Origin of the sequence: Pontitalea aquivivens (genome assembly GCF_046507575.1) — a bacterium.
GTDB lineage: Bacteria > Pseudomonadota > Alphaproteobacteria > Rhodobacterales > Rhodobacteraceae > Pontitalea > Pontitalea aquivivens.
The window spans coordinates 58987-75807 of record NZ_JBKFEY010000013.1 but is presented as its reverse complement, the minus strand read 5'-3'; the positions used below and the strand labels follow the sequence as shown (position 1 = coordinate 75807).

7 protein-coding genes are annotated in these 16821 nt (G+C 67.9%); 5 read left to right on the top strand and 2 right to left on the bottom strand.

Annotated features, from left to right (window positions below; translation table 11 throughout):
- Positions 1–87 precede the first annotated feature (87 nt).
- The 5 genes from ACK8OU_RS13670 to ACK8OU_RS13650 all read left to right on the top strand — a co-directional run bounded on the left by ACK8OU_RS13670 (position 88) and on the right by ACK8OU_RS13650 (position 13608).
- Positions 88–708 (top strand): sugar transferase, encoded by a 621-nt coding sequence (locus ACK8OU_RS13670; RefSeq protein WP_410303974.1) that lies wholly within the window; start codon positions 88–90, stop codon positions 706–708.
- A 313-nt stretch (positions 709–1021) separates the two neighbouring features.
- A complete protein-coding gene (locus ACK8OU_RS13665; RefSeq protein WP_410303973.1) occupies positions 1022–1915 on the top strand; it encodes a glycosyltransferase family 2 protein in 894 nt (297 codons plus the stop codon).
- Positions 1912–3177, top strand: a complete 1266-nt coding sequence (locus ACK8OU_RS13660; protein ID WP_410303972.1) for a glycosyltransferase — start codon at positions 1912–1914, stop codon at positions 3175–3177. Before ACK8OU_RS13665 ends, ACK8OU_RS13660 begins: the two co-directional genes overlap by 4 nt.
- 77 nt (positions 3178–3254) lie before the next feature.
- Positions 3255–3410 (top strand): hypothetical protein, encoded by a 156-nt coding sequence (locus ACK8OU_RS13655; RefSeq protein WP_410303971.1) that lies wholly within the window; start codon positions 3255–3257, stop codon positions 3408–3410.
- A 400-nt stretch (positions 3411–3810) separates the two neighbouring features.
- Complete coding sequence (locus ACK8OU_RS13650) at positions 3811–13608, top strand: amino acid adenylation domain-containing protein (protein WP_410303970.1); 9798 nt, start codon at positions 3811–3813, stop codon at positions 13606–13608.
- 9 nt (positions 13609–13617) lie between these two features.
- On the opposite strand, the gene ACK8OU_RS13645 is transcribed toward ACK8OU_RS13650, so the two are convergent.
- Positions 13618–15237 (bottom strand): glycoside hydrolase 5 family protein, encoded by a 1620-nt coding sequence (locus tag ACK8OU_RS13645; protein ID WP_410303969.1) that lies wholly within the window; start codon positions 15235–15237, stop codon positions 13618–13620.
- Positions 15234–16790 (bottom strand): glucosamine inositolphosphorylceramide transferase family protein, encoded by a 1557-nt coding sequence (locus ACK8OU_RS13640; protein WP_410303968.1) that lies wholly within the window; start codon positions 16788–16790, stop codon positions 15234–15236. Before ACK8OU_RS13640 ends, ACK8OU_RS13645 begins: the two co-directional genes overlap by 4 nt.
- Positions 16791–16821 lie beyond the last annotated feature (31 nt).

Here is a 16821-nt window from a genome sequence, read left to right as displayed (position 1 = left end):
GCTATGCGCGTTGGTGTAGATACAAAGGAATATGCCGCATCAGCGACTGAAAACGCATCTTTTCGCGCGGCGGTTGAATGCGGCAAATTGAACAGGACTGCCGCCGCGCTTAAAATCATTTTCGACAAGGCCTTTTCCATTCTGGCGCTTTTGTTCTTTGCGCCCTTCCTGCTGCTGATTTCGGGCGCGATCCTGCTGACCGAAGGGGGGCCGGTGTTTTTCCGGCATCAGCGCATCGGGCACAATGGCAAAAGCTTTGGATGCCTGAAGTTCCGCACCATGGCGGTCGATGCCGAGGCACGGTTGCAGCGCATCCTGGAAAGCGATCCGGCCGCGCGCGCGCAATGGGAGGCGACCCAGAAGCTGGAAAATGACCCGCGGATCACCTGCCTGGGCGCCTTTCTGCGCAAGACCAGCCTGGATGAGCTGCCGCAGTTCTGGAACGTGATCCGGGGCGAAATGTCGGTGGTGGGGCCCCGACCGATCGTCGCCGATGAGGCGCGGCGCTATGGCGATCATCTTGAGGATTATCTGTCGCTGCGCCCGGGCGTGACCGGGCTGTGGCAGGTGATGGGCCGCAGTAGCACCACCTATGACGACCGGGTGCGGATGGACGCACATTATGCCCGCTATCACAGCTTTTGGATGGACCTGTGGATCATCCTGCGCACGATTCGGGTGATGCTGAACGGCAACGGCGCCTGCTAGGCCAGGCGGGGTATTATTACAGGAGGCTGGCGCCGATGATCCCCGCCCAGACAATGCCGGAGCCCAGGATCACGATCCGGTTCAGCGTCGGTCCGGATTGCCGGCAGAACCATGCACGCGCGGTCCCCGGCGGTGACGAAGGGCGGGCATCCTGGCCAAGTGTGACTGCGCGTTCCTGTAACATGCCAAAGGGCCTTCTTGTTGGTCTGAGGCTTTTCCCGACGATGCTGTCAGGCCGGCGCCGAATCAAGCGAAAAACGCTATCAGATGTAGGTTGGCACGGAATCGTGCCCAAAATGTGGCAGGCAACATCATGCGGATCATGATCGCCATACCCACGACCGGCCGGCGCGCGGTTGTGACGCGCACGATCCGCGACATTGCCCGCCAGGTGCGGCTGCCCGATCTGGTGATCGTCGTCTTCGCCCGCGAGGGTGACATCGACCCCGCGGCGCTGACCGGGTTGCCGTTCGCGCTGTGCCTGCAGCGATCTGACATCGGGCTGACGCGGCAGCGTAACCGCGCGCTGGAGATCGCGGCGCAAGGCGGCGGGGCGGGGGATGTGCTGCTGTTTCTGGATGATGATTTCCTGATGGCGCGGGATTATCTGGCCCGGCTGGAGGCGCTGTTTCGCGATCATTCCGATATTGTGATGGCGACGGGTGCGGTGCTGGCCGATGGCATCCACGGCCCCGGGCTTGACCCCGATACCGCGCGCGCGCGGCTGGATGCGCTGCCGCCGCTGGCAGGTTCGGGCGATCTGGTCGGGGTCTATAACGGCTATGGCTGCAACATGGCGATCCGGCTGCGCGATGTGCTGGCGCAGGGGCTGTGGTTTGATCCGCGGCTGCCGTTCTATGGCTGGCTGGAGGATGTGGATTTCTCGCGTCAGCTGGCGCATTGCGGGCGGATCGTGCGGGCCGGTGCGTTGCGCGGCATCCATCTGGGCACCAAGACGGGGCGCAGCAGTGGTCTGCGGCTGGGCTATTCGCAGATTGCCAATCCGCTGTATCTGCGCGCCAAGCGCACCATGCGCCCTACCCGCGCCTTTGCGATGATGGCGCGTAACTTGCTGGCAAACATTGTTCTTTCTTTTCGCCCCGAACCCGGGGTCGACCGCCGTGGGCGGCTGCGCGGCAATCTGCGGGCGTTGGCCGATCTGATGCGCGGGCGCCTTCGCCCCGACCGTGTGGCGGATTTCGAATGACGGCGGTGTCGCCGTCGCGGGTGGTCATCCTGACCGATTTCGCGGCGGCGCGGGGGGGGGCGTCCGGGCTTGCTTTGTTGCAGGCGCGGTTATTGCTGAAGGCCGGGCTTGCGGTGACGATCTTTGCCGGTGACAGCGGCGATCAGGCCCCGCCGGGGGCAGAATTGATCGCGCTTGGCGGGCGGCGGCTGCTGGACCGGCGGGCGTTGTCGGCGGCGGTGACAGGCCTTTGGAATGGCGCGGCGCGGCGGGCCCTGACGGATTGGATCGCGTGCCATGACGATGCACGCACGATTTATCACCTGCATGGGTTTCATCAGACCCTGTCGCCTGCGGTGCTGGCGCCGCTTGCGCGTTGTGCGGCGCGCACGGTGCTGCATGCACATGATTATTTTCTGGCCTGTCCCAGCGGCAGTTTCTTTGATTTTCGCGCGGGGAAAACCTGCAACCGGCGTGCCCTGTCGCCGGGCTGTGTCGCGCGCCATTGCGACAAGCGCAGCTATCCGCAAAAGCTGTGGCGTGTGGCGCGGCAGGTGATCCAGAACCGCGGCACCGCGCGCCTGTCCGGGGCGGCGACGACGGTGCTGATCCATGCGGACATGGCGCCGCGTCTGCGGCTTGCGGGCCGGGTGGTGACGATTGCCAATCCGGTAGAGCCGCTGCTGGCGGCCCCGGCGGTCCCGCGATTGGCGCGCGAATTCCTGTATGTGGGCGACCTGCATGCCTACAAGGGCGTCTTCGTCCTGGCCGAGGCGGCGCGCCGGGCGGGTGTTGCCCTGCGCTTTGTGGGCGATGGGGTGGACCGGGCGCGGTTGCAGGCAGATTACCCCGAATATCCCTGCACGGGCTGGGCCGGCAGGGGGGGGATCGCGGACGCGATGGCCGCCGCGCGCGCCGTGATTGCGCCAACGCTTGGGCCGGAACCCTTTGGCCTTGTGCCGGTTGAGGCGCTGCAGGCGGGGGTTCCGGTGGTCCTGTCCGACAGCATGTTGCTGGCGGCGGGCATCTGCCGGGGCGGGGCGGGGCTGGCGTTTCGGGCGGGCGATGCGGGCGATCTGGCCGCGGTCCTGCACCGGCTCTCGCAAGACGATGCCCTGGTCGGGGCGTTGGCCGCGCGCGCGCCTGCCGCGGCGGCGCAGATCGCGCTGACGCCCGACGCCTGGGCCGAGGCGTTGCAGCGGCTTTACCACGGTATTCTGGCGCCGCAGGCCCGGGCATCGGCAGGCCCGCAGCCGTGTCCGCCGGACCAGGGCACGCGGTAAGCGCCTTCCTGCCAATGCGCGCCATGCGGCACCCGGACCCCCGTGCATCCTGCGCAAATCGTGCTAGATAGCGCCGCATGACGCCTGATCCGAATGCAACCGGGCCCCGTCCCGCCGACGCCCCCCGCCGGGCCTGCGCCACCGATGGCATCCGCCGCACTACGCTGCGCCGGATCGTGATCGCCGGCTGCCTGCTGGTCTGGCTGGTTATACTGGGGGTCTTTGCGGCCTAGGCCGGACGCGGCGCGGGGATTCAACCTGTTGTGGTTCGCTTGGCCCTGACCACTGCAATTCGTTACAAATTCGATATGTTCTGAATAGCGGAATTATTCTTATATATATGGTTGCGAATTTTGCGCGGCCTATTGTGAATTTTAATTCTCATTGTGCGTGAACGCAATATTCATCGACTGGCGGTTGAATCCGGCTTCACCCCATCGCGCCTCTTTAAAACAGAGTCGCCTAAATGACGGAATTGCCGTATCGTTTCTGCAATAATTGTCAAAAATAAGTCGTGAATTGTCGGGAATCATTCACCTGCCGGGTCTTTTGCCCGGCATTGGGTGGGATTTGGCCTGATGCGCAATCGCCAGATTCCCCCGGTTTTCACGGCGTAAATGCTGGGGGGTGCGGATGCAACAGCATGAGGTTGCCCGACTTGAGGCGCTGAATTTTGATCCCGCGCTTGGACTTTACGACAGTTTCGCCCGGGTCTGTGCGATCATTCCCGACCATCCCGCGCTTGTGTCGGGTGACCGCGCCCTCAGCTATGCCGAAACCGCCCGCGCGGCGGGGGCCATTGCGGCGGCGCTGATCGCGGCGGGCGTGGCGCCGGGGGACAGGGTTGCCATCGTGTCGTCCCGCGCGATCGAGGTGCAGCTGGCGATGCTGGGCATCTTGCGCACGGGCGCGGCCTATGTGCCGCTGGACCCGGGCTATGCGCGTGAACAGATCGCCTTCATCCTGTCGGATGCGGCGCCTGCGGCGATCCTGTGCCCCGGTGCGCTGCGCGATCTTGTCGGGCCGCTGGCGGCATCAGGCGTTCCGGTTCTGGATATCGGCGATTGCATCGCCCGGCCCGTGCCGGACGATCAGGTCTTTGCGCAGGCAACGGGCCGCGATGTGGGCTATGTCATCTACACCTCGGGTTCGACGGGGCGGCCCAAGGGTGTGGTCGTGGCGCAGCGTGCGATTGCGCGGATCGGCTTTGATCAGCCTGTGGGCCGGGTGCTGCCCGGGGATGTGTGCCTGCATTCCTCGACCATCGCCTGTGACGGCGCCTGCCAGGAATTCTGGCCGGCGCTTCTGGTGGGGGGCACGGTGGCGATCGTGGCGGGGGCAAGGCCGTCGCTGGACGATCTGGTTGATGCGATCACGCGTCATCAGGCCACGGTCGCGCTGTTTTACACGGGCGTCTTTCATCTGCTGGCGGAACACCGCCCCGACGCCTTTGCCGGTCTGCGCCTGGTCTTTACCGGGGGGGATGTGGTTGCCCCGGGCCATGCCCGTCGGGTCAAGGATCTGTATCCCGACCTGTGCCTGTGCAACATTTATGGTCCGACCGAAGGCACCGTGTTCTGTACCATGCATCAGATCACCGCCGCCGATCTTGAGGGCGGGCCACTTCCGATTGGCCGGCCCGAGGCGCATACTGACTGTTTCGTTCTGGATGAGGCGCTGCAGGATCCGGGTCCGGGCCAGGCGGGCCAGCTTGCCCTTGCCGGGATCGGCGTAGCCGAGGGCTATCTGAACCTGCCGGATCAGACCGCGCAGTGCTTTGTGCCCGATCCGCGACCGGGCCATGCGGGGCGGGTCTATCTGACCGGCGATCTGGTGCGCCAGCGCGCCGACGGTGTGTTCGAATTCCTTGGCCGGGCGGACCGGCAGGTCAAGATCGGCGGGCGGCGCATCGAACTGGATGAGGTCGAGCATGTGATGCGCAAGCTGCCCGGCCTTGCCAATGCGGCGGTCGAGGTGGTTGCGCCCGCCGGGGCCGACCGGCGTATCGCGGCCTTTGTCAAGCCAGCGGGCGCGATGCCGGGCGATGAACGGGCCTTCGTGCGTGACCTTATGGTGCAGATGAACGCGGTGCTGCCCGAAGGCATGTTGCCGCGCTTCACCATGGTTCTGCCCGATCTGCCGCTGACCAATGCCAACAAGATCGACCGCAAGGCGCTGGTCGCCCTGGCCGAGGCGCGCCTTGCCGCCGATGCGGGGGCCGGGCCTGTGCCCGATGCGGGCGACATGGGGCCCGCGCGGATGGTGGCGATCATCACCGAGGTCTGGCAGGGGATCCTTGGCCCCGGCCCGATCCGCCCCGAGGCCACGTTCTTTGAAGCCGGAGGAACCTCGCTGCAGCTGATGCGCGCCCATGCGGCGCTGGAAGCGCGGCTGGGGCTGCGGTTCGACATCACCTTGCTGTTCGAAACCGCGCGGCTGCGCGATCTGGCGATGCGGCTGTCCGATCTGGCGGCTCAGGCGCCCAGGGCGGATGCCGCTGCGGCGTCCGCCGTGGCCGCGCCCCCCGATCTGCCCCGGGGCGCCATTGCCATTATCGGGCTTTCGGGGCGCTTTCCGGGGGCCGACGGGCTGGCGGCGTTCTGGCGGCACATCCGCGCGGGCGACAACCTGATCCCGCGTTTCCGCCCCGATGAGATCGAGGACAGCTATACCCCCGAACAGCGCGCCGCGCCCAATTATGTGCCCGCGCGCCCCTGGCTGCCCGATGCCGAAATGTTCGATGCCGCCTTTTTCGGCATGTATCCGCGCGAAGCGGCGGTGGCCGATCCGCAGGGCCGTGTCTTTCTGGAAGTCGCTTATGAGGCGCTGGAGGATGCGGGCCATGACCCGCGCCGCTTTGACGGTGGCATCGGGGTTTTCGCGGGGGCCTCGCTTTCCACCTATCTGTTGCATAACCTGCTGGCGGACCGGGCCGCGTCCGATGATCTGACCTCGGGGTTTCAGGTCGGGAATTACAATGAACTGACCGGCAACGTCACCGACAGCGTGGCGACACGGGTGGCCTACAAGCTGGGGCTGACGGGTCCGGCCTTTTCCATCGGCACGGCCTGTTCCACCTCGCTGACCGCGATTGCGCAGGCGGTGGTGAACCTGCGCGCGCGTGCCTGCGACATGGCGATCGCGGGCGGGGTGTCGATCACCTTTCCGCAACGGCGCGGGTATTTCTGCCTGGAAGGCGGGATGGTGTCGCCCGACGGGGTATGCCGCCCCTTTGACAAGGATGCCGGCGGCACCGTCTTTGGCCATGGCGCGGGGGCGGTGGTGCTGCGCCGGCTGGAAGATGCGCTGGCCGATGGCGACCAGATCCATGCCGTGATCCGGGGCGTGGGCATCAACAACGACGGGGCGGACAAGATCGCCTATACCGCCCCTTCGGTCACCGGCCAAAGCCGCGCGATCCGCATGGCCTATACCGATGCGGGCTATGGGCCCGAAACGGTCAGCTATGTCGAATGCCACGGCACCGCGACCCCCCTGGGCGACCCGATCGAGCTGCGCAGCCTGACGTTGGCCTTTGGGCCGGGGCAGGGGCCGGGCAGCTGTGCCATCGGCTCGGTCAAGGGCAATATCGGCCATCTGGATGCGGCGGCCGGCGTGATGGGCGTCATCAAGACCGCGCTGATGTTCCGCCATGGTGAAATTCCGGCGGTGGCGAATTTCCGCGCGCTCAACCCCAAGATCGACCTGTCGGATGCGCCCTTCCGCGTGCCGCAGCGCACCGAGGCCTGGGCCAGCGCGGGCCCGCGGCGCGCCGGGGTCAGTTCGTTCGGCGTGGGCGGCACCAATGTGCATCTGACGCTGGAAGAACCGCCCCCCCGCCCCGATCCGCCCCGCCCCGATACCGTGCAGATCCTGCCCCTGGCCGCGAAATCGCCCGAGGCGCTGGCCGCAATGCATGACAGGCTGGCCACCGCGCTGGAGGCGGCGGATGCCCCGGCCCTGTATGATGTGGCCTTCACCCTGCAAGAGGGGCGCGCGGCCTATCCCTGGCGCAGCGCGATTGCCGCCCGCGACCGGGCCGGTGGGGTTGCCGCGTTGCGCAAGGCCCCGGCGGTGCGACGCCCCGCCCCCGACGTCGCCCCGGCGGTCGCCTTGATGTTCCCCGGTCAGGGGTCGCAATACCCCGGCATGGGCAGCGGGCTTTACCGCAGCGAACCCGAATTCGCGCGCTGGATCGATCAGGGGGCCGAGATCCTGGAACCGATCCTGGGGCTGAACCTGAACAGCCTGCTGTGCTTTGGCGAAACCTCGGATGCCGACGCCGCGCGCGCGCTGCGCGACACCCGCCTGACGCAGCCTGCGCTGTTTCTGACGCAATATGCCTGCGCGCGGCTGTGGCTGGCGCGGGGGGTGCGGCCCGTGGCGATGATCGGCCATTCGGTGGGCGAGTTCGCGGCCGCCGCGCTGTCCGGTGTGATGGATTTTGAAACCGGCCTGCGCATCATCGCCGCGCGCGGCCAGCTGATGCAGGACCAGCCCGGGGGGGCGATGCTGTCGGTGCGCGCCGGTCTTGACGATCTGGCCCCGCATCTGGATGACAGCGTCGATCTGGCCGCGCGCAATGCCCCACAGCTGAACGTTCTGGCCGGCAGCCATGAGGCGATCGCGGCCATGGCTGACCGGCTGCGGGCGGCAGGTCTTGCCTGCAGCACGCTGCACACCTCGCATGCGTTTCATTCGCGCATGATGGATCCGGTCTGCGACGCCCTGGCGCGCCAGATCGCGGGCGTCACGCTGCACCCGCCGCAGATCCCCTGGGTCAGTTGCGTCAGCGGCACCTGGATCACCGAGGCAGAGGTCCGCGACCCCGCCTATTGGGCCGGTCAGGCGCGGCGTGCGGTGAATTTTGCCGATGCCATTGCCACCCTGGCCGCGGCCCGGCCCACGGTCTTGCTGGAAACCGGGGCGGGGGGTGTGCTGTCGGCCTTTGCCGCGCAGGCGCTGGCGCGTGATGGCCATGCCGGGATCGTGCAATCCCTGCCCGATCACACGCGCCCTGTATCGGATGAACAGGCCATGGCGCAGGCCTTCGGGCGGCTTTGGGCCCTGGGCGTCGAGGTGGATTGGGCGCGCGTGGGCCCGCGCGGCGCGCGGCGCGTGTCGCTGCCCGCATATCCGTTCCAGCGCAAGCGCCACTGGGTCGATCCGCCCGCCGTGGCGGCCCATCCGAACGCAATCGTGCAAGTCGATGCCCAGCCCCTGGCTGTAACCGAAAGTTCCGCCATGACCATGATCCCTGCACCCGCCGCCGCTATCCCCGCCCCGCGCAAGCCGCGCCTTGTGGCCGAGCTTCTGGCGATGTTGTCCGATCTGTCGGGCGAGGATCTTGCCCCAGAGGATGCGGCGGCAGGTTTTCTGGAACTGGGGTTCGACTCGTTGTTCCTGGGCCAGTTCACCCAGCGGCTGGCCAGCGTCTACAAGACCAGTCTGACCTTCCGCCAGCTTCTGTCGGATTACCCCAGCGCCGGGGCCCTGGCCGATCACCTGGACCAGACCTTGCCGCCCGAGGTGGCCGCGCCCGTCCCGGCGGCGGCCCCTGTCGCGCCCGCCCCGGCCCTGGCGCAGACCAGCCCTGTCGTGGTGGCCCCCGGGGCGCCGCTGCCGCCGAACGCCGCCGGTCTGGCGCAGGTGGTGCAGGCCCAGATGCAGACGATGCAGGCGATCTTTGCCCAGCAGCTGGCCGCCCTTGGCGCGGCGCCCGGGGCCCAGGCCGCAGGGCCCGCCCCGGTTGCGCAGGCCGTCCCGCCGCAACAGGTGGCGCCAGCAGCGGCCGTCATCACGCCCGAGGATGAGCCCGCGCCCGCCCGGCAGGGTTTTTCCATCGGGCGCGCGACCAATGCCGGTGGCGGTGATCTGACCCCGGCGCAGCTTGCCTTTGCGCGCGATCTGGCCCAGGCCTACAGCGCGCGATTCCCGAAATCCAAGGCCTATACCCAGTGCCACCGCCCGGTTCTGGCGGATCCGCGGACCGTGGCGGGGTTCCGGGCCGAGTGGAAAGAGATGGTCTTTCCGGTGGTGGCAGATCGGTCCAAGGGGTCGCGCCTGTGGGACATTGACGGCAATGAATTCATCGATTTCGTCAATGGCTTTGGCCAGACCGCCTTTGGCCATTCACCCGATTTCGTGATCGAGGCGATCAACCGCCAGATGGCGCGGGGCTTTGCCATCGGTCCGCAAAGCGATCTGGCCGGGCCGCTGGCCGAGCGGCTGACAACCTTTCTGGGCCATGATCGGGTCACCTTTTGCAACACCGGGTCCGAGGCGGTGATGGCCGCGATGCGGCTGGCGCGGGCGGTGACCGGGCGCGACCGGATCGTGGTTTTTGGCAATGATTACCACGGCCAGTTCGATGAGGTTCTGGTGAAGGGCAAGGGCCGGGGCGGTGCGCCCGCGGCACTGCCCATCGCGCCGGGCATTCCGCGCAGCGGGCTGGGCAACATGGTCGTGCTGCCCTATGGCGCGCCCGAAAGCCTGGACTGGCTGCGCGCGAACGCGACCGGGATTGCCGCCGTCATCGTCGAGCCGGTGCAAAGCCGCCATCCCGAACTGCGCCCGGCAGATTTCGTCCGCGCGCTGCGTGCCCTGACGCAGGACAGCGGCGCAGCCCTGGTGATGGATGAGGTTGTGACCGGCTTTCGCGTCGGGCCGCGCGGGATGCAGGGCGAATGGGGCATCGAGGCGGACATGGCCACCTATGGCAAGGTCGTGGGCGGGGGCATGCCGATCGGCCTTCTGGCGGGCAAGCGGCGGTTCATGGATGCGCTGGACGGGGGCGAATGGGCCTTTGGCGACGAATCCGGCCCGCAGACCGCGCCGACCTTCTTTGCCGGCACCTTCGTGCGCCATCCGCTGGTTCTGGCCGCCGTCAGCGCAACGCTGGACCATATCGAGGCGCAGGGCGATGACCTGTGGCGTCGGGTGGCCGGGCGCACCGGCCAGCTGGTTGACGAAATGAACGCGCACCTGGCGGCCCGCGGCCTGCCGCGCGCGGTCGAGGGCTATTCCAGCTGGTTCATCATGAACCTGACCAATCTGGACCCCAATGCCACGCTGATCTTTCCGCTGATGCGGATGAAAGGGATACATGTGCAGGTGGGCTATGCCGGGATGGGCACGACCGCCCATTCCGAGGCCGATTTCCGCGCCTGCGCCGAGGCCTTTGCCCAATCGCTGGATGAATTGCGCACGGTGGGCATTCTGGCCGATCAGGGCGACGGGGCGGTGGTGTCCACCCCCTTTGCTGTGCCCGTGGCGCCCCGTCACGACATCCCCCTGACCGAGGCACAGCGTGAGATCTGGATGACCAGCCAGCTGTCGGATCAGGCGTCCTGCAGTTTCAACGAAAGCGCCTCGCTGGTGTTGCAGGGCGATCTGGACATTGCGGCGCTGGAACGTGCGCTTGCCCGCGTGATCGCGCGCCACGACGGTCTGCGCCAACGCTTTGCCCGCACGGGCGCAACCTTTGACATCCTTGATCCGTTCATCCCCGCGTTGCCCCTGCATGACCTGAGCGGTGCGCCAGATCCGCAGGAAGCCTTGCGCGCGCTGCTGGCCGAGGACGCGGCCACACCCATCGATCTGGTGGAAGGCCCGCCGCTGCGGATGATGCTGGTACGGCGCGGACCACGCGATCATGTGCTGGTGGTGACCGCGCATCACATCGTCTGCGATGGCTGGTCCTATAACGTGTTGTTCACCGATCTGGCGGCGCTTTACACCCAGGAGACGGGTGGCCCCGCAGCCGACCTGCCACCGGCGCCGTCATTTGCGGCCCATGCCGCGGCCAGTGCATCGACCCGCCCGCGTGCGGAAACGATCGCGCATTGGCGTCAGGTCTATGCAGACCTGCCTGATCTGCCCGCCCTGCCGACCGACCGGCCCCGTGGCGCGGTCAGATCCTATGCCGGGGCCACGGTGACCGCGCATATCCCCGAAGACGTGATGCGTGGCGCGCGCAAGGTGGGTGCCAAAAATGGCTGCACCCTGTTTGCAACGCTGTTTGCAGCCGTTCAGACCGTGATTGCGCGTCTTGGCGGGTCGGATGACGTGGTTCTTGGGGTTCCAACAGGCGGACAGGCTTTGCTGCCAAACCCCGATCTGGTCGGGCATTGCGTGAATTTCCTGCCGATCCGCGCGCCGATCGATCGCCGCGCGCCGATGGCGCAGCATCTGGTCCGGGTGCGCGATGTGGTGATGGCTGCGTTTGACCATCAGGATTGCACCTATGGCACACTGGTGCGCGAACTGGGAATCGAACGCTCGCTGGGCCGGTTGCCGCTGACCGAAGTGCAGTTCAATCTGGAAAAGCTGGCCGAGGGCATGACGATGGGCGGGCTGCGGATATCCACCCATGCAAACCCCAAGGCGGCGGTGAATTTTGACCTGTTCTTCAACGTGGTCGAACGCCGCGACGGGCTGCGCGTCGATGTGGATTACAATTCTGATCTGTATGATGGGGCTACGGTCCTGCGCTGGCTGGGTCATCTGGAAACCCTGCTGGCCGGGATGGCGGCCGATGCCGACCGCCCCGTTGGCACCATCCCGTTGCTGCGCCCGGCCGAGAGTGACTGGCTGGCCGAGGGGCTGAATGCCACCGCGGCGCCGATCCCCGATGGCACGCTGCATGGTCTGATCGAGGCGGCGGCGCGCGCAATGCCCGACCGCATCGCGATCGAGGATGCGGCCGGACGGATGCGCTATGCCGATCTGATGGCACGCGCCGATGCGGTGGCGGCGGCGGTGCAGCGGCTGTTGCCCGCGCCCGGCGGCCGGGTGGCGGTTTCGGTCGCGCGGGGGGCGGATTGCGTCGCGGCGATGCTGGGGGTGCTGAAGGCGGGCCATGCCTATGTGCCGCTGGACCCGCTGCAGCCGCCTGCCCGGCTGGTGGCGGTTATCGGTGCGGCACGGGCGGATGCGGTGATCCATGATGGAACGGACGCGCCCGAACATGCGGCGGGCCGGCCCTGTGTCGCGCTGGCCGATCTGCCCATGGATGCGCGGCCGGCACCCGTGGCCGGTGATGCGGCGGCCACAGCCTATGTCATCTTCACCTCGGGTTCCACCGGCGTGCCCAAGGGGGTAGAGATCGGCCACCGTGCGGTGGTGAACCTGTTGCAATCCATGCTGCGCGAACCGGGCCTTGCCCGCGATGATGTGATGCTTGCGGTCACCACCACCAGCTTTGACATCGCCGCGCTGGAACTGTTCGGCCCGCTTTTGTGTGGGGCCAGGGTGGTGATCGCCCCGGCCGAGGATGTGCTGGACGGCTTTCGTCTGGTCGCGCGGCTGGCGCAGGGCGACATCACCCATATGCAGGCTACGCCCACGCTGTGGATGATGCTGCTTGAGGCGGGGCTGGCCCCGCAGCCGGGGCTGACCATGTGGTGCGGGGGCGAACCGCTGCCCGCCGATCTGGCACGGCGGCTGCTGGCCGGGGGCGGGGCGCTGTGGAACCTGTATGGCCCCACCGAAACCACGATCTGGTCGGCGGTGGACCGGGTCGCCCCGGACGGGCGCATCAGCATCGGCCATCCGATCGCCAATACCGAATTGCATGTGCTGGGGCCGATGGATGAACTGGTCCCCCCGGGCGCGGTGGGTGAGCTGAACATCGGCGGCGCGGGTCTGGCGGGGGGGTATTTCGACCGCCCCGACCTGACCGCCGAGGCCTTCCGCGATGTGGTGGTCAATGGCCGTGCGCGGCGGTTGTATCGCAGCGGCGATCTGGCACGGCGGCTGGCGGACGGGCGGGTCGAGCTTCTGGGCAGGCAGGACGGGCAGATCAAGCTGCGCGGTTTCCGCATCGAACTGGGCGAGGTTGAGGCCGCCTTGCGCGCCATCGACGGAATCGCGGCGGCGGCGGTGGCCTTGCGCCCTGCGCCCCAGGGCGGCGAACAGCTGGTCGGCTATCTGGTGCGCGACCGCGCCCATGCCGGCCCGGTCGATCCCGGCCCGGTCGATCCCGCGCCGGTTCTGGCCGCGCGGCTGCCCGGCTATATGGTGCCCACCGCCTGGGTCAGCCTGAGCGATCTGCCAAGGACGGCCAATGGCAAGCTGGACCGCAAGGCCCTGCCCGCCCCCGAGGCGCAGGCCGTTGTCACGCCGTTGCGCAGCCCGGCGGCAACCCCCACCGAACAGGCGCTGGCCGCGATCTGGCAAGAGGTTCTGGGCCTGGATGAAATCAGCACCACCGATACGCTTTATGTCCTTGGCGCGGATTCGCTGACGGTGTTCCGCATCGCGGCGCGGATGATCGAAGCGGGCCTGAACCTTGAGGCGCGCGACCTGCTGCGCCATCCCACGATCCGCGATCTGGCCGCCCATGCCGATGCCAGGGGCGCCGATGATCCCGGCCCGGCCCGACCGTCGCTGCGCGCGTTCCGGGGCGGGGCGCGCAGGACCGCAGTCTGACGGGGCGCGTCAGGGCAGGGGCCCCACAATCCTTATCCGGCGGCGCAGGGCGCCGTCGCCGTTCGGGCCTGCGGGGGCGGCCTCAAACTCCAGCCGGTCGCCGGCGGCCAGGGTCAGGTCCAGCGCGGTGACGGCAAAGGGGTGGGGGCCGGTCTGGCCCTGCGCCACCAGGGCGCCGTTGTGGCGGATTTCGATCCGCGACGGCTCGGCCCCCGGGGCGGCTTGCCATTGTGCGGTCACGCGATGGTGTCCGGCATCGGTGGCGGTAAAGCGTTCGACGGCGTGAAAGGGGCCATCGGTAAAGCGGGCGGTGGTGATCCAGTCATCGGTGATCCGCAGCGGATCAAGGTCCGGCGCCCCGCGATAGGACCCCCATTGCCCGTCGATGATTTCCAGCGGCGTCAGGCCCAGACCGGGCCGGCGTGCGAAATAGGACCAGGGCGGGGTGCCGAACTGATACATCGCATCGGCGACGGGCGGGGTCTGGTCAACGCGCAGGTCAAGCCCCGTGCCCAGCACCACGACCGGATCATCGCCCAGACGGTCGGGGCGTGGCACGGGCTGGCCCGTGGCGTCCAGAAATTCCGCAGGGCCGCCGACCCGCAGCACCCCGCCCGCGCCCCAGACCACGAAGGCCCGCCCCCCGGTGCCGAATTCATAGATGCGCGCGGTTCGGGTGGTGCTGCGACCTTGCGGCCGGCCCAGCGGCAAAAGCCGGTCCTGCAGCAGGCGAAAGGCGGCGGCGGCGGGCTTTTCCTGGCCGTCGGTCGCCAGCAGGCCCATGTTCGGCCACCAGGGTTCATCCATCAGCGCATACCAATAGGCATCCTGCACCCCCGCCGCGCCCATGATCGCCACCATTTTCAGCATATGGGCCGGCGATTGCGCAGGGTCTTCGACCCACTTGCCGAATTCGGTGACGACGACCGGCTTCTCACCACCCATCTCGTGCATCAGCGCGCGCAGCCGGGCCAGTTCCAGATCCAGCGTTTCAGGGTGTTCACGGTAGGGATGGACCGAGATCGCATCGCAATGGTCCAGCGTGCCGTGACGAAAGGTGTCACGCAGAAAGCCAAGCGCCAGCGTGTTGACCCCGGTGCATACGATTGGCGGGCGGTCGGCGGCGGGGCCCAGCCGGGCGGCCAGCGTGCCCGCCATGCGGGCAAAGGCGCGGGCGGGGTCGGCGGCAAAGGGGCCATGCAGAAATTCGCGGGAATTGACCTCATTCCCCAGTTCCAGCTGATGGATCGTGCCGGAATAGCGCGCCAGCATCGCGGCCAGGAAATCGGCATAGGCGGCGCGGCCCGCGGCGGTATGGGGTGTCTGGCCCCTGTCATGGGCGGGGTGACCATCCAGTGTCACGATCTGCACCTGAAGGCCGCGTGCCGCGATGGCCTGCATGTAGACGTCCGCGCGGGCGAAATCATACTGGCCGGGCGCGGTTTCGGCATCGGCCCAGGCGATTTCGTCGCGCAAAAGCCGCGCGCCCAGATCCGCCGCCCGGTCGATCAGCGCGGGCGACCAGCCCTGTTCGAAATGCGTTTGCACGCCCAGCCGGAAGGGCGCTTCCTGTGCCAGGGCCGGGCCTGCCAGCAGCCACAGGCTGATCAGCACGCCTGCCCGTTTCATGGGCTGAACCAGTCGAACACCTGCCGTCCACCCGCCACCGACAGGTGGTGCAGGCCCCCGGCACCGGGGCGGTCGGCGGGGGTGAAGCGACGCACCAGCCTTTCGCGATAGCCCTTAAGGTCCAGCCGCTCGATCTCCATCAGGTTCAGGCCATAGCCATAGATCCCGTGCGCATTGACCTGAGAGGGGCGCAAAAGCCGGCCATCCTGCACGATGACCGATCCGGCGTTGCGCGCGATCCGGCTGTCCATCACCACCGGGTTCAGCGGATGCGGAACGATCCGGCGCAGATCGGGGCCGTCCACGGCGAACAGATGCAGGCTGCTGGAATGTTCCTGAAACAGCGCATGATCGGACAGGTTGGTGAACAGCCACCATTGCCCGGCATGCAGGAAAAGCGTGGAATCGGCCAGATACTGGTCCTGAAACGCGGTGGCATGCAGGGTCCAGCGCAGGGGGAAATCGGTGGCGCGCCAGATTTCAAGCCTGCGGTTGCCCTGGGTTTCTGGCAGCATGTAGATCGCGCCGCCCGTCGCAAAGACCTGCGGAAAGGACAGGTGATAGTCGCACCGCAGCGCGGGGCCAAGCGGCACAAGGCGGTTGTCATCCAGGCGTGCGACCTCGATCCAGCCGCGGCCATTGGTGCGGTCCTGCGCCTCATAGAACAGATGCAGGGTGCCCGCGTGGTCGAACAGGAACGGATCGGCCATTGAAAAGTGGTGCCGCGGCAGGTTGGTCGCGCGGGCCGGGTCAAGCCCCAGCGCGTCGCCCGTGCCAATCGCCAGGCGCCAGTGGGCGCGGCCCCGGTGCAGCCCCTCGCGCAGGCGGTCATCCAGGCGCCGGGCCAGCCCTTTTGACACCCGGGCCGCGTAATCGGCCAGCGCCAGCCGTGCCGGGGCGGCCAGCGGCGGTGCGGTTTGTGCGGGCATCGGCGCGGGGGCTTGTGCCTGATGGGCCAGCGCGCGCAGCAGGAACAGGGCGGCTTTCTCGCGCAGGAATTCTGCGGTCAACCCGGCCAGCAGCTTGGGGTTGAAATCGGCACGGTCCAGAACCACCGGGTCCGGCCTGTTGGCGCTGCGCGCGCGGATTTCAATGGGGATGGCGCCGTCGTGGCAGGCGTCGGGCGCAAGCAGCAGCCAATCGGGGATGGTACCTTCAACCCCGCCTGCGGCCAGTGACCATTCGCCCAGACCCGCCAGGGGCAATTGATCGGGGGCAAGGCGAAAGCGGTCCAGCGCCAGCGCCAGATCGGTCCGCCCGCCCGCCCCGGGATCGGCGCCCAGGTCTGCAAGGGCTGTGACAGCTTGCCGTGCGGCATCCGCAGGATAGTGCGGGGTGATGAAACGGCTTAGCGCGCGTTCGGCGCGCATCGTGGCGCGAACAAGGCGCGGGGGGGGGACGGGGGCGGCATCGGCCCGGCCCCTGATCCTGCCCGCCAGCATCAGGCGCGGATCGGCCAGGATGCGGTCGATGACCAGTGCCTGCCAGCCCTGGGGCAGCCAGCCCGGCCCCGTCACCAGGCCAATCCGAAGCGGGGTGGCGGGGTCAGCCATCGCCGGCTGCGCGCGCGCGGGTCGATGATCC

Coding starts and splice junctions, on each gene's coding strand:
- ACK8OU_RS13655 (WP_410303971.1), top strand. CDS start 3,255: ATGACGCCTGATCCGAATGCAACCGGGCCCCGTCCCGCCGACGCCCCC.
- ACK8OU_RS13640 (WP_410303968.1), bottom strand. CDS start 16,790: ATGGCTGACCCCGCCACCCCGCTTCGGATTGGCCTGGTGACGGGGCCG.
- ACK8OU_RS13665 (WP_410303973.1), top strand. CDS start 1,022: ATGCGGATCATGATCGCCATACCCACGACCGGCCGGCGCGCGGTTGTG.
- ACK8OU_RS13660 (WP_410303972.1), top strand. CDS start 1,912: ATGACGGCGGTGTCGCCGTCGCGGGTGGTCATCCTGACCGATTTCGCG.
- ACK8OU_RS13645 (WP_410303969.1), bottom strand. CDS start 15,237: ATGAAACGGGCAGGCGTGCTGATCAGCCTGTGGCTGCTGGCAGGCCCG.
- ACK8OU_RS13650 (WP_410303970.1), top strand. CDS start 3,811: ATGCAACAGCATGAGGTTGCCCGACTTGAGGCGCTGAATTTTGATCCC.